General features: G+C 71.6%; 13 protein-coding genes. 4 read left to right on the top strand and 9 right to left on the bottom strand.

What is annotated here, in order from left to right; genetic code table 11:
* Nucleotides 1-67: 67 nt before the first annotated feature.
* The 3 genes from FXF52_RS15905 to FXF52_RS15915 all read right to left on the bottom strand — a co-directional run bounded on the left by FXF52_RS15905 (nucleotide 68) and on the right by FXF52_RS15915 (nucleotide 3,508).
* Nucleotides 68-1,870 carry a glycoside hydrolase family 15 protein gene (locus tag FXF52_RS15905; protein WP_148797680.1) on the bottom strand — a complete coding sequence of 601 codons (1,803 nt, stop codon included), beginning with the start codon at nucleotides 1,868-1,870 and terminating at the stop codon, nucleotides 68-70.
* Nucleotides 1,871-1,919: 49 nt separating this feature from the next.
* Nucleotides 1,920-2,396 carry a hypothetical protein gene (locus FXF52_RS15910; protein WP_148797681.1) on the bottom strand — a complete coding sequence of 159 codons (477 nt, stop codon included), beginning with the start codon at nucleotides 2,394-2,396 and terminating at the stop codon, nucleotides 1,920-1,922.
* 350 nt (nucleotides 2,397-2,746) lie between these two features.
* Entirely contained in the window at nucleotides 2,747-3,508 is a 762-nt protein-coding gene (locus tag FXF52_RS15915) for an alpha/beta fold hydrolase (RefSeq protein ID WP_148797682.1), read from the bottom strand.
* Between the two features lie 47 nt (nucleotides 3,509-3,555).
* Between FXF52_RS15915 and FXF52_RS15920 the strand changes: the two genes are divergently transcribed.
* Nucleotides 3,556-4,944 carry a hypothetical protein gene (locus FXF52_RS15920; protein ID WP_148797683.1) on the top strand — a complete coding sequence of 463 codons (1,389 nt, stop codon included), beginning with the start codon at nucleotides 3,556-3,558 and terminating at the stop codon, nucleotides 4,942-4,944.
* A gap of 25 nt (nucleotides 4,945-4,969) precedes the next feature.
* On the opposite strand, the gene FXF52_RS15925 is transcribed toward FXF52_RS15920, so the two are convergent.
* The 6 genes from FXF52_RS15925 to FXF52_RS15950 all read right to left on the bottom strand — a co-directional run bounded on the left by FXF52_RS15925 (nucleotide 4,970) and on the right by FXF52_RS15950 (nucleotide 9,602).
* A complete protein-coding gene (locus tag FXF52_RS15925; RefSeq protein ID WP_148797684.1) occupies nucleotides 4,970-5,698 on the bottom strand; it encodes a YqjF family protein in 729 nt (242 codons plus the stop codon).
* Between the two features lie 89 nt (nucleotides 5,699-5,787).
* Nucleotides 5,788-6,372, bottom strand: coding sequence for a DUF3618 domain-containing protein (locus FXF52_RS15930; protein WP_148797685.1), 585 nt, complete (start codon nucleotides 6,370-6,372; stop codon nucleotides 5,788-5,790).
* Between the two features lie 20 nt (nucleotides 6,373-6,392).
* Complete coding sequence (locus FXF52_RS15935) at nucleotides 6,393-6,785, bottom strand: phage holin family protein (RefSeq protein ID WP_148797686.1); 393 nt, start codon at nucleotides 6,783-6,785, stop codon at nucleotides 6,393-6,395.
* Nucleotides 6,782-7,453 (bottom strand): hypothetical protein, encoded by a 672-nt coding sequence (locus tag FXF52_RS15940; protein ID WP_148797687.1) that lies wholly within the window; start codon nucleotides 7,451-7,453, stop codon nucleotides 6,782-6,784. Before FXF52_RS15940 ends, FXF52_RS15935 begins: the two co-directional genes overlap by 4 nt.
* Before the next feature lie 347 nt (nucleotides 7,454-7,800).
* The gene (locus FXF52_RS15945; protein WP_148797688.1) at nucleotides 7,801-9,318 is read right to left on the bottom strand and encodes a sodium:solute symporter; all 1,518 of its coding nucleotides are present in this window, start codon (nucleotides 9,316-9,318) and stop codon (nucleotides 7,801-7,803) included.
* A complete protein-coding gene (locus FXF52_RS15950) occupies nucleotides 9,315-9,602 on the bottom strand; it encodes a DUF3311 domain-containing protein (protein WP_148797689.1) in 288 nt (95 codons plus the stop codon). Before FXF52_RS15950 ends, FXF52_RS15945 begins: the two co-directional genes overlap by 4 nt.
* Before the next feature lie 219 nt (nucleotides 9,603-9,821).
* Between FXF52_RS15950 and FXF52_RS15955 the strand changes: the two genes are divergently transcribed.
* From FXF52_RS15955 to FXF52_RS15965, 3 genes are read left to right on the top strand one after another with little or no spacing between them, the layout of a single operon-like run.
* Nucleotides 9,822-10,358: a cupin domain-containing protein gene (locus FXF52_RS15955; protein WP_148797690.1), complete on the top strand. Its 537-nt coding sequence runs from the start codon at nucleotides 9,822-9,824 to the stop codon at nucleotides 10,356-10,358.
* A 23-nt stretch (nucleotides 10,359-10,381) separates the two neighbouring features.
* Complete coding sequence (locus FXF52_RS15960) at nucleotides 10,382-10,726, top strand: TIGR04076 family protein (protein WP_148797691.1); 345 nt, start codon at nucleotides 10,382-10,384, stop codon at nucleotides 10,724-10,726.
* A 16-nt stretch (nucleotides 10,727-10,742) separates the two neighbouring features.
* Nucleotides 10,743-11,744: an LLM class flavin-dependent oxidoreductase gene (locus FXF52_RS15965; RefSeq protein ID WP_148797692.1), complete on the top strand. Its 1,002-nt coding sequence runs from the start codon at nucleotides 10,743-10,745 to the stop codon at nucleotides 11,742-11,744.
* Nucleotides 11,745-11,746 lie beyond the last annotated feature (2 nt).

The raw sequence follows: 11,746 nt of genomic DNA on the forward strand, positions 1-11,746 counted from the left end.
GACGCAACCCGGCCGCGGAGGGCACCGGCCCGACGCGCCCAGGGCGTTTCCCGGCGGCCACGCGGACTCAGGATCGCAGCTCGGGGGCGTCTCGAATGGCGAGCGCGGCCTGGACGAGCGCGGCGTGGGTCAACGTCTGAGGGTAGTTGCCGAGGTGGGCGCCGGTCCCGGGGTCCAGCTCCTCGGCATAGAGGCCGAGGGGGCTGGCGTGGTCGAGCAAGGTCTGGAACAGCTCAACGGCCTCGGCGCGGCGCCCGGTGCGGGCGAGGGCCTGCACGAGCCAGAACGAGCAGGGCAGGAACGCGCCTTCGGCGCCGGGGAAGCCGTCACGCCCCGGCGGGTAGCGGTAGAGGAGCGGGCCGCCGGCGGAGAGCCTGTCCCGGATGGCGTTGATGGTGCCCTGCACCCGGGGCGAATCGATACTGTCCAGGTCCAGCAGCGGAAGGACGAGCAGGGCCGCGTCGAGGTCGGGGGAGCCGTAGCTGCGGACGTAGCTGGCCGCCGTCGGGTCGAAGCCGTGCGCCCGGACCTCGGCGGCGATGGCGTCCCGGGTTTCCTGCCAGCGCCGGCGTTGGCGCTCCGGCAGTGGGTGAATGTCGGTGATGCGCAGGGCCCGGTCCAGGGCGAGCCAACCCATGAGCTTGGAATGTACGTGCTGATCGGGCTCGCGGACCTCCCAAATGCCGGCGTCGGGCTCCTGCCAGCAACGGGCGACCAGGTCGGCGAAGCCGCGCACCGCCCGCCACGTCTCGCCGTAGAGGCGCTGCCCGGCCTGCGCGAACGCCCAGGCGGCGTCGATCACCCAGCCGTAGCCGTCGAGCTGGTGCTGGCCGGCGGCGCCGTTGCCGATCCGTACCGGCACGCTGCCGAGATAGCCCGGCCAGCCGGGCAGTTCCCGTTCCGCCGGAACGTGCCGGCCGTGCAGGGTGAGTAGCGCCGGCAGGCGTGGCCGCTGCAGCCGGCTGGCGTGCAACAACCAGGCGAGGAAGCCGTGGGCCTCATCGGGTTTGCCGACGCTGAGGAAGGCACTGACGCCGATGCTGGCGTCACGGGGCCAGACATAGCGGTAGTCCCAGTTCCGTATCCCGCCAGGGTCCTCCGGCAGTGACGTGGTGGGTGCGGCCACCGGAGCCTGCGAGGGCGAGTAGGTCAACAGTCGCAGGGTCAGCAGGCTCCGCACGACCTGCTCACGGAACGGCAGCGACCCGTCGATCTCGGCGGTCCAGGCTCGCCACCGGTTCTCGTCCTCGATGAGCAGGTCCCAGGCCATTGCCGGCTCGACGTGGATCAGCGGTTCGCGGTGGGCCACGGCCAGCACGAGGGTGACCGGATGACCCGGCCTGACCATGATCGAGCTAGGCCGACCCGGCTCGATGGTAAGCCCGGGAGTGCTGCCCACGGAGACCGCGTTCGCGCCCCACTCACACACCAGGTCCCGGCCCCGGTGCTGAACTCGGGGCCGGCGGTGCCGTACGCCGAGGCGGGGGTCGAACTCGACGACGGCGTCGACCGCCGCCTCCTCGGCCGACAGACGCCGGACGAGCAGAGTCGTCGGCAGCAGGCGACCGCTGATCTCGGCCACCATGGCCTCGGCGAGGGTGAGTCGTCCCCTGCCCACCGCCCAGGTCGTCTCCAGGGTGGCCGTGTGCTGCCGGTAACGCCGGTCGACGACCGTGGCCGGCCGGGCCGGGCCGACCCGGAACGTTCCCGCCTCCGGGCCCCCGACGAGCCGGCCGAACAGGGGCTCGCCGTCGAAGCGGGGCACGCAAAGCCAGTCGATCCCGCCATCACCGGCGACCAGGGCAGCGGTGCGGGTGTCACCCAGCAGCCCGTAGTCGCTGAGCGGCGCTGGGGGCCGAGGCCACGTCACGTCGGGCCACCAGTCATCAAGATCGCTCCCTGCCGAGGCGCGACGCGGGTCAACCGGCCTGGAGGAGCAAGCCGAGGACGATCCCGTACAGGACGTGGACGACAGCCGCGACCGCGGGAGTCTGGACGCCGTAGTTGAGGGCGAACACGCCAGGTGGCTCCAACACGGCCGTGCTGGCCAGGCCCGCCCGCTGCGAGGCCATGCGCGGGTGGACACCCGGAAGCAGCGGCAGGAGCACCGTCAGCGCTATCCCGACGTGCAGGGTCCCGAGCAGCGCCCCGATCCACCAGGTGGCGCGGTGCAGCAGGGCGAACGTGGCCGCGTAGCCGAGGGCGAAGCCCTGACCGGCGCAGAGGTGGATGAAGAACCCGAAGACCCGGGCCCGGTCGGGATCCTCGGTGACGATGGTCCCGAGCACCAGGGGAAGGTCGAGGCGGGTGAGGCCGGCCAGTTGAGCAGTGATCAACGCTGCGGTGAGCGCCACCGTGGCGACCAACCCGAACAACGCCCATCCGGCCCAGTCCATCTCAACAGTGGTCGACGCCGCGGGCGTTCACGGTCGGGACGGCGAGAGCTCCGGCGCTGGCGCCGCCCGGCCCCCCGGCGTCGTCCAGGTCGACACCGGCGCCAGCCAGCGGCGCAACTGACCGGCTCTGGCCCGCCGAACAGCGGTTCCGGGTCGTCGCCACGCGGCTCGGCGACGGTCGCTCGGTCATCGGTCCATCCTCCGGCCGGACAACGTGAAGGCCCTACGGCTCTGATCGGGGCGCCCGCCGCGCACCAGCATGGACCACAGTGGCGGCCCCGGATCTCACCATAAGCCACCGGACCCGGGACGCTGGCCCGCTTGCTGAGGTGCACCGGGCCCGCCGGGTCTCATGATCGCGCTGCCTGGGCGAGCCGGCGCACCGGCTCCGACCAGGCCTGCGGGTCAAGCCAGGGGAACGTGTGGGCGCCGGGTACTTCCGCGTACCGGCCATCGGGCACCATCTCGGTCAGGTGCCGCGCCCAACGGCTGGTGCTGAGCCGGTCCTGTTCGCCTCGCAGGACCAGCAGCGGGACCGTCAGCCGCGCCACTGGCTGCTCCACGTCGTGACGAAGATGAGCCCGTACCAGATGCACCAGCCGGCGCAGCCCGGCCCGCTTCCACTCCGGCCAGTGCGAGTCGGTCAGGCCGGGAGGTTCGTGCCGGCCGTCGAGCTGCCACCGGACGAGCAGGCGTACGGGACCGCGGGCGACCGGGTCGACAGTGGGGCTGGCCAGTACCAGCCCGGCCACCCGGGGATGGCCCACGGCGGCTTCGGCGGCGACCTGGGTGCCACTGGAGTGCCCCGCCAGGATCACGCGGTCCGGTTGTCGGGCAGTCAGCCAGTCCGCCACGGCGTAAGCGAACTCCGGCACCGACAGTTCGTGCGGCGGCTCGCCGCTGCCGCCGAACCCGGGCAGCTCCACCAGATGCGCGCGCGTCCACCTGCCGAACGCCGCCAGTCCCGGCAACAGGTAGTCGGCCACCGCCATGCCTTGCACGAGGACGACCTGCGGCACGCCGGTTCGCGGGACGCCGACTGCCCGAGTTCGCATCCGGCCCAGCACCCCGTCGTGGTATGACGTGGTGACGTCGCGCGGGAACTCGGGCATGACGCTGGGTACCCGCGCTAGCAGGCATGATTCGGCCGGAGGTGGCCATGAGGCTGCCGCGGGAGGTCGCCGGCTTCGACTCCGCGTCCGCGATGGTGGTGGCGTTGGCCCGGTTCCTGCACGGTCGCGGCACGCCGCCGCTGGGCAATTCCGCCTTCCGGGCGTTGCGACCTGCCGCTGCGGTGGCCGCCCGATTGCCGGTGACCACCCGTCAGTGGATCTACAGCGTGTTCAGCGGTGCCGAGGGACGCCGCGAGGCGGACATCGCGCGGATCGACGCCGAGACCGTCGCCGCCTCAGTTGCTGCTCTCTATCCGCGCCGCCGCTACCCGGCGGTGGTGATCGGTTCCTCCAACGGCGCGCTGACGCACCTCTGCGCCGCGCTGGGGGTGCCCTGGCTGCCGCAGACGCTGCTGCTCCCCGTACGCCAGCAGCAGGTCCCACCGGATGACCCGATGCGTGCGGCGCACGCGTTCGACCGGACCGCCCGCGCCCTGCTCGATCGCAATCCCGCTCTGGTGCTGCACCATATGCACGACCCGAACCAAGATCGCCTCACCCTGCGCCGGATGGCGTACTTCCGGGTCAAACACACCCGACTGGGCCGGGCATACGAGAAGTTCATCACCGACCTCCTCGAACCGGGCGGCACCATCCTGATCGCCGAATGCGGCCAACAGTGGCCTACCACCCGCATCGGCCGGCGTCACCTTTTTCAGCTCGGTGCCGTCGGCGGCATGCCGCCCGAGGAATATCGCACCGGCGGCCCGCGGGTAGCGGACTATCTACGCCGATATGGGGCTGCGGTTTCAGGATGGCAGGCGCCGCCGGCCGACGCGGACAGCCCGGAAGCGGAGTGGGGCTTCGAGCCGGTGCTCCGCGACGACATCACCGCCTTCGCCGACCGTCACGGGTTCCGGACGACCCGGTTGATGTTCGACCAGCCCGAGGACCTTAGCCCGCCGATCGCAGACCTCTACCGGTGGTGGTACCGGCAACGAGGGCTGCCAGCCAACCGGCTGCTGATCGACTCATTCATCCTGCTCGACCCCTGGTGGACGCTGCGCACCGGCAGCGTGCCGTACTGGACGGCCTTTCCGGTCCAGTCGTCACTGGCTGGCCTGCACCGCTACCTTGACGGCGGCGACGGCTACGACTACCTGCACCTGGCACTGTTCTGTCACGGCGTCGACTCGGTCGGAGTGGCGACCGCCGGGCAGTGGCGTCAACTTCTGCGGCGGGCCCGGATCGAAGGAGCCTTCGCCGGTGTCTCACCAAGCCGGTACCCCAACGACCCGTACACCTTCTTCGGTCACCAGCGGGCACTGCGCGCCATCCCGGACCGGTACCCCAATCCCCAGCCACTGCCGCTCAACACGTTCAAGGCATTCCTGCGCGACGCCCCGCACCGGTACCCCCGAGTGGAGATCGCCTGACCGGTGGAACGACCTGGTCCGCTGCTCACGGTCGCTCCAGCGGATGCCACGCTCCCACCCGTACCGGAACGCCGACAGACGCGTGGAGCAGCGGATCGCCGGCCGGCATGGACAGTCCGGCGCCGGTCAGCAGCTCCTGGTCCAGCCGAAGCAGCTCGACCCGGCGCAGCGGCCACTCGGGGTGTTCCACCTCGGCGGTGGCCAGCCTGCCGGCGACGACCGTGAACAGGCGATACCGGGCGGTGAGGAAATGGGCCAGCTCGTCGCACTCCGCCTCGCGCAGCGGCGGACCCAGCCTCACGTCGGCACCGCAGCGCACCCGGCGCGGGCCGGGCCAGCGGCGCTCACAGCGGTAGACGACCTGCTTGCCGCTGACCCGTACTGCCATCTTCGACCAGTAGTAGGGCAACCCGTAGCCGGCGCGGGCCGCGAGGACCGCGGGCAGTCGGGCCGCGTCCAGGGACAGGAACCAGATGCCCCGCCGGCCCCGCCGGTCCCGGACGTAGGTTCGTACGTTGGTCTCAGGAAAGCTCGACAGCCACGGTACGGGCGGCAGCCCCGGGGCCCGTACCCCCTGCATGAGGAACGGCGTCAACCCGACCCACGCTGATCCGTCGAAGGCCTCCACCGCCAGGCCGGACGGCACCATCGCCTGCAGCACCGAGGGCGGGCAACGCCAGTGGAAGAACGTTATCCAACTCCACCGGTGGTACATCACCGGTCGTGCCACCTGCGGCGACGGCGGAGCCCGCATCAGCCCTCCCTCCTCCCGCCGGCCACGGTCGACGCACGGCAGTGCGGGGCGGACCCGCGTCAGCGAGCCCGCCCCGTCACCGCCCCGGCTCAACCCTGCCGGAGCTCACCCGCAGCTCCCTTGGCCTGCCCCTGCACCTGCTGGGCGGCCGACTGGGTCTGGCCACGCACGGCCGACGCGCCGTGTACGGCTGTGGACCCGAGCGACTGGGCCGCCTGCTTCGCGGGCTCGCGCAGGTTGTCCCGCATCTGGTGGCCGACCTGGCTGGCCTGCTGTCGCAGTTCGCCAGCATGTTGGCTGGCCATTCCCTTGGCCTGGCCGGCCCACTGCCGCTCGGGGCGGCTGGGCGGGATCAGCGCGGAGACCAGCATCCCGGCGCCGAAGGCGATCAGGCCGGCGGCCAGCGGGTTGCCCTGAGCCTGCTGCCCGACTTCGCGGGCCTGGTTGCGCATCGATCCGGCGGCGGAGGACATCTGCTGGCCGGGGCCGTGCCCGTCCGTGGGTGTGCCCATCATCTTCTCCTTGACCCGGTTGAGCGCGTCGCGCGCCTGGCCCACGCGGTCACCGGCGATCCGCCGTGGGTCGACCCTGTCGGTCAGCGCGTCGACGTCGCTGACCAACTCGCTGCGCGTCTGTTCGATCTGCTGTCGGATCTGGTCCGGATCAGTCGACATCGTGTGCTCCTCCCGCTCGTTTACCGGCCGCGTAGGGCGTCCGGCATCTGCCGTGCGGTCTGTTGCGTCCGGGGCAGCACCGCGCGGAGCTGCCGCAGCTTCGTCCGCCCGACCACGGCGAGGATGGCAGTGACGATCGCCCACACCCCCGCCACGATGAGTGCGGCCCAGCTCTGGTCCATCACGTTGGACAGACCCCACCAGCCGGCGTACGAGACGAACAGCACGGTCAGGAAACCGGCCAGCGCGGCACCGGCGAACATGCCGCCGGCCTTGCCGGCCTGGCTCGCCTCCTCGCGCAGTTCCGCCTTGGCCAGCGCGATCTCCTGGCGGACCAGCGTCGACATGTCACGGGTCACGTCACCCAGCAGCTCACCGACCGACTGGGTGCGCTCCTTCGCCGGGGCGCTCACGGTGCCACCCCGCCCGGGATGTCCGTCTCCCGCCGGCCCGCTGGCGACGCGTGTTCCGCCCGCGCCGTCCCCGCGTAGGGCCCTTCGCCGGAGTACGGAGCCTCGACCGCCTGCTGACCGGCCGGCCCCGGTTGGCCAGGCTGCGCGGTCTGACCCATTTGTTCGCTCGGGCGCTTCCCGTTCCCGGACGTCAGGTTTCGGGTCAGCCGGCCGGCCAGGACTCCGGCCACCGCCGCGCCAGCGAGAAACATCCCCGGGTGCTGGCGGGCGTAGCCGCGCATGTCGTCCAGCACCTCGCCGGGTTCACGCTCGTCGAGCCACCCGGCGGCCCGGTCCGCGACCGTCGCCGCCTGCCGGACAGCCTGGCCGGCCAGCCCGCTGTCTGCGCCACGGTCGGCCATCGAGCCGAGATCCCGGCCGAGACCGCGCAATCCCTCCGCAGCCCGATGCTGCTGGGACCGCGCCTGGTCGCGCACCTGCGAGGTGGCCTCCCCGGTCAGGTGCCGCGCCTCCTGCCGCGCCTGCGCAGCCACCTGCCGGCCTTGCTCGGCGGCGGCGTGGCCGACCTGTCCGCCCGCCTGCGCGGCCTGCTGGCCCACCCGGGACGCCGCCTGTTGAGCCTGCTCGGCGGTGCCGCTCGGCGGTCTGCTCTGGTTGATCGCCGTCATCGCATGCTCCTCTCCTCGGCTCCGCGCCAGGTACAGCCCGGAACTCAAGCCGCGTACCCCCACCGCCCGACCACATTCGCCCGCCTCGGGCAACAAGAGAGGTGGCCGTTGGTCAGGCGGTCACGGCGAGGACAAGCCCGCGCCAGGCGTGCCGACCGTCGCTGCGGGGCACCGGCAGGTCGAGGCGGGCGGACCCGGTAGCCAGCGGGCGAAAGGTGGACGGGTACGCCCGTCCAGTCTGAATCCGTACCCGTATCGGAAACGCCCTTACCGGGCCGACCGGGGGGAGGAGCCTCGGCTGTGGCGGGGGTGCATGAGCGCCCGGTCATGCACCCCCGCACCGTTGACTAGCTGCGGATGGTCGCGGGCTGCGCCGGACCGTGGGCGGCGACGTCCTCGGCGCGCAGGGCGTGCCCGACCGCGACGGCCTCGTCGGCCGGGCGTGGTGTGATCAGGCTGACCAGCACGGTCACCACGAGGTTGATCGCCATGGCGATCAGGCCGGGCTCCCAGTCGGGCAGATGGCTAGCCCAGAAGGTCTTCGCGAACGGGGCGAGCAGCGCGACGAACCCGACCGTGATCCCGGCCAGCACGCCGATCGCGGTGACCCGCCGCCACAGGAAGGCGAGGAAGACCGCCGGGGCGAGCATCCCGATCGCCGAGTACGCGTAGAGCAGGATGTCGACCAGCGAGTCGCTGCGGCCGAGAGTCAGCCACACGGCGATCGCGGCGAAGGCGATCATGGAGACCCTGGACAGCAGCAGAGCCTGCCGCTCGTCGAGGTTTCTGCGCAGCGGCGCCACGACGTTGCGGGTGAACACGGAGCCGGAGGTCAGCAGCAGGACCGAGCCGGGGGCCAGGGCGAGCAGGAAGCCGGTGCCGGCGACGAGGCCGATCACCCACGCCGGGTACCGGTCGGTGACGAACTGCAGCAGGGCCGCGTTGAGGTTGCCATCCGCCGGCTGGGTGCCGGCCACCAGCGCGGCGAAACCCAGCAGGATGATGAAGAAGTAGGCGAGCGAGTACAGCGGTTGCCAGATGGCGTTGCGGCGGATCGCCCGGCCGCTCTTCGCGGCGTACGACACCTGGAACAGGTGTGGGAACACCCAGTTGCCGAGGGCCACGTTCAACGCTGACGTCATCAGCCAGACGGGACCCGTGGGCGAGGCAGGGTCGATGCCGGGCAGCTTGCCGATACCGGGATGGGCCTGCTCGGCGAGCCGGAAGACGTCGAACATCGACGCCGCGCCGACCTTGGCTGCCACGGTCGCCGACAACAGCACGACGACGAGGACCATCAGGATGTCCTTGACCGCCGCGGCGAAGGCGGCGGAGCGGAGGCCGGCCAGGTAGACGAAGGCGAGCATGACCACCGCTGCGATGATCACCGCAGCCGTCGTCGACAGGGTGCGGCCCAGCGCCAGCTGCACGATCAGGCTGAGGCTGACGAGCTGGATCTGCACGTACACGACCAGGGCGGCGATGCCGACGAGACCGGCGACCACACCGAGCCACGGGGCGCCGAACCGGGCGGCGAAGAAGTCGCCCTGCGTGATCAGTCCGTGCTTCCGCCCGGCCCGCCAGATCTTGGGCATCAGCCAGTAGCCGATGGCGTAGCTGAGGGAGACCGAGCAGAAGGCCAGGTACGCCGGCGCGCCGAGGGCCCACGCGTAGCCGGAGATGCCGAGCACCGCGAAGGTCGTGTACACCTCGCCGGCGTTGATGAACCAGAACAGCAGGGTGCCGAGCCGGCGACCGCCGACCGCCCATTCGGCGACGTTGGTCCTGCGCGAGGCGCGCCGGCCGTAGCCGATCGCCCCGGCCGCCGTGCCCAACAGGATCACCAGCACGATCGCGAGCGTCATGCCTGCTCACCCACTCTCGGCTCGGTTGCCGCCGCGAACTGCCGCTCCTCCTCGTCGACACCGGCGGCCCGGTCGAGCCGGAACACCACACCGACGATGATCGTCGTGGCGACGATCCCGAGCATCTGCCAGAGCATGGGGAACGGGATGTGCAGCGGCGCCAGCTTGACGTCGTTGACGACGGGCACCAGGGCGACCTGCCAGATGAACGGGATCACGAGCAGCCACCGGTGGACCGTGGATCGACGCGCCGGGGCCTGCTCGGGGGGATCGAGCGATGCCATGACTCTCCTGAAATCCGAGCGGCGGTACGGCCGCCGTCAGCCGCCTGTGCAGCGCTACTGCACGATGAGGCGCGACGCTAGGCCCACCGGGGGACCTCGTCAAGACCCGCGCACCTGGCCTCCGCTGGGTTGACGGCACGTTCCGGCGCCCCTACCGTGCAGTGCCAAGCATGCAGTGAGCCTGCATGTTTCGGGGTGTGAGACGGGGAGGATGCCAGGGTGATCGGCGACCGGCTGCATGAGCTTCGCGCCGCGCGCGGCCTGAGCCTTCGCACGCTGGCCGCCGAGGCTGGCGTGTCGGCGACCCTGCTCAGCCAGATCGAGCGCGGCGTCACCGAGCCGAGTCTGGCGACCCTGCGCCGGCTCGCCACGGTCTTCGGCGAATCGGTCGCCTCGCTCTTCGCCGACCCCGCCGCGCCGTCGGTCTGGATCAGCCAGCCGGGGCAGCGGACAACCCTCGGGGCCCCGAACGGGCAGATCCGCTACGAGCGGCTCACCCCCGGCAACGGGCAGCTTGAGGTGCTGCACGCGACCCTCGCACCCGGTGAGGTCTCCAGCAAGGAACCCTGGAGCCATCCATCGCTGGAGTGCGCATACGTGGTGGCGGGCACGCTGACCGTCGAGGTCGGCCGGGCGACGTACACCGTCACCGCGGGCGAGAGCATCACCCTCGACTCCCACCAGCCACACCGATACCGCAACACCTCGAACACGACCACGGAAATCGTGCTGGCCATCAACCCGCCGACTCCGTGACTGTCGGCGGGAAAGGAAGGGACATGGCCAAGCACGAGTCAGACACCGGGTCCGACGGCGACATGGAGCTCTACGACCTGCGGGTCCAGGTGGAGCGCATCGAGGGCCGCTCGGTATGCGGCATGGAGGTCGGCGACTGGTTCGAGGTCACCAACAGCGCCCACCTTCGCCTGCCCGAGGGCCGGCACTTCTGCGTGTACGCGCTGGCGTCGGTCCTGCCGTTCCTCGCGGCCAAGCAGCGCGACCTGGCCGCCGGGGACTGGCTGGCCCAGGACTCGTTGTTCGCCTGCCCGGATCCGGAGGAACGGCTGATCATGCGGGTGGACCGCACCTGCCGGCGCCGGATGAACTCCGCCGACCTGACCTGACAGCCTGAGGAGAGACGTGACCGCAGCAGAGTTCGGCCTGGGTCTGCAGAGCGACAAGCGGGCCGGCGACTACGGTCGCTTGGCACGCAGCGCGGAGCGGGCCGGCTTCGACGTGCTGACCGTGTTCAGTGATCTGATGTACCAGCCGCCGATCTTCCCGCTGCTGGAGATGGCCGCCGCGACCGAACGCGTCCGGCTCGGCGCGGCCTGCCTGAACCCGTACTCGATGGCCCCGTACGAGATCGCCGGACAGGTGGCCGCCCTCGATCTGGCGTCCCACGGCCGCGCGTACCTCGGGCTGGCCCGTGGCACCTGGCTGGGAGCCGTCGGCATCGACCAGCCCCGGCCGCTCACCGCGCTCGACGAGGCCGCGCAGGTCGTCTACCGGCTGCTGCGCGGCGATACCGGCGGCTTCGCCGGGCGGATGTTCCGCCTCGCACCGGACACCGTCCTGCGCTACCCGGTTCACCGCCCCGATCCGCCGTTGCTGATCGGCGCCTGGGGCCCGAAGGGCGCCGCGCTCGCCGGCCGGATCGCCGACGAGATCAAGGTCGGGGGGAGCGCCAACCCCGCCATGGTCCCCGTGATCCGCGACCGGCTGCGGGTCGGCGCCGAGCGGGCAGGCCGCGGTGTGGACGACATCGGGATCGTGTTCGGCGCGGTCACCGTCGTCGACCGCGACGGCCCGGCCGCCCGGGCACGCGCGCGCACCGAGGTCGCCATGTACCTCGCGGTCGTCGCCGACCTGGACCCCACGGTGGACCTTCCGAGCGACCTGTTGGACCGGGTGAAAGTCCTCGTCGACGCCGGTCAGCACGAGGCGGCCGGCCGCCTCGTCCCCGACGACGTGCTCGACCTGTTTGCCTTCTCCGGCACCCCCGAGCAGGTGGCCGCCCAGGCGCAGGCCCTCATCGACGCCGGCGTGCGCAGGGTCGAGTTCGGCACCCCGCACGGGCTCGACGACCAAGGTGGGGTGGAGTTGCTCGGTGGCGAGGTGCTGCCCATGCTCCGCCGGTAGCG

The sequence above is a fragment of the Micromonospora sp. MP36 genome (assembly GCF_008119785.1).
GTDB lineage: Bacteria > Actinomycetota > Actinomycetes > Mycobacteriales > Micromonosporaceae > Micromonospora.

What these genes read in the sequence shown, in the direction of transcription:
- FXF52_RS15950 (WP_148797689.1), bottom strand. Translation starts at nt 9,602, where the DNA reads ATGGCATCGCTCGATCCCCCCGAGCAGGCCCCGGCGCGTCGATCCACG.
- FXF52_RS15945 (WP_148797688.1), bottom strand. Translation starts at nt 9,318, where the DNA reads ATGACGCTCGCGATCGTGCTGGTGATCCTGTTGGGCACGGCGGCCGGG.
- FXF52_RS15960 (WP_148797691.1), top strand. Translation starts at nt 10,382, where the DNA reads ATGGCCAAGCACGAGTCAGACACCGGGTCCGACGGCGACATGGAGCTC.
- FXF52_RS15915 (WP_148797682.1), bottom strand. Translation starts at nt 3,508, where the DNA reads ATGCCCGAGTTCCCGCGCGACGTCACCACGTCATACCACGACGGGGTG.
- FXF52_RS15940 (WP_148797687.1), bottom strand. Translation starts at nt 7,453, where the DNA reads ATGACGGCGATCAACCAGAGCAGACCGCCGAGCGGCACCGCCGAGCAG.
- FXF52_RS15930 (WP_148797685.1), bottom strand. Translation starts at nt 6,372, where the DNA reads ATGTCGACTGATCCGGACCAGATCCGACAGCAGATCGAACAGACGCGC.
- FXF52_RS15910 (WP_148797681.1), bottom strand. Translation starts at nt 2,396, where the DNA reads ATGGACTGGGCCGGATGGGCGTTGTTCGGGTTGGTCGCCACGGTGGCG.
- FXF52_RS15925 (WP_148797684.1), bottom strand. Translation starts at nt 5,698, where the DNA reads ATGCGGGCTCCGCCGTCGCCGCAGGTGGCACGACCGGTGATGTACCAC.
- FXF52_RS15920 (WP_148797683.1), top strand. Translation starts at nt 3,556, where the DNA reads ATGAGGCTGCCGCGGGAGGTCGCCGGCTTCGACTCCGCGTCCGCGATG.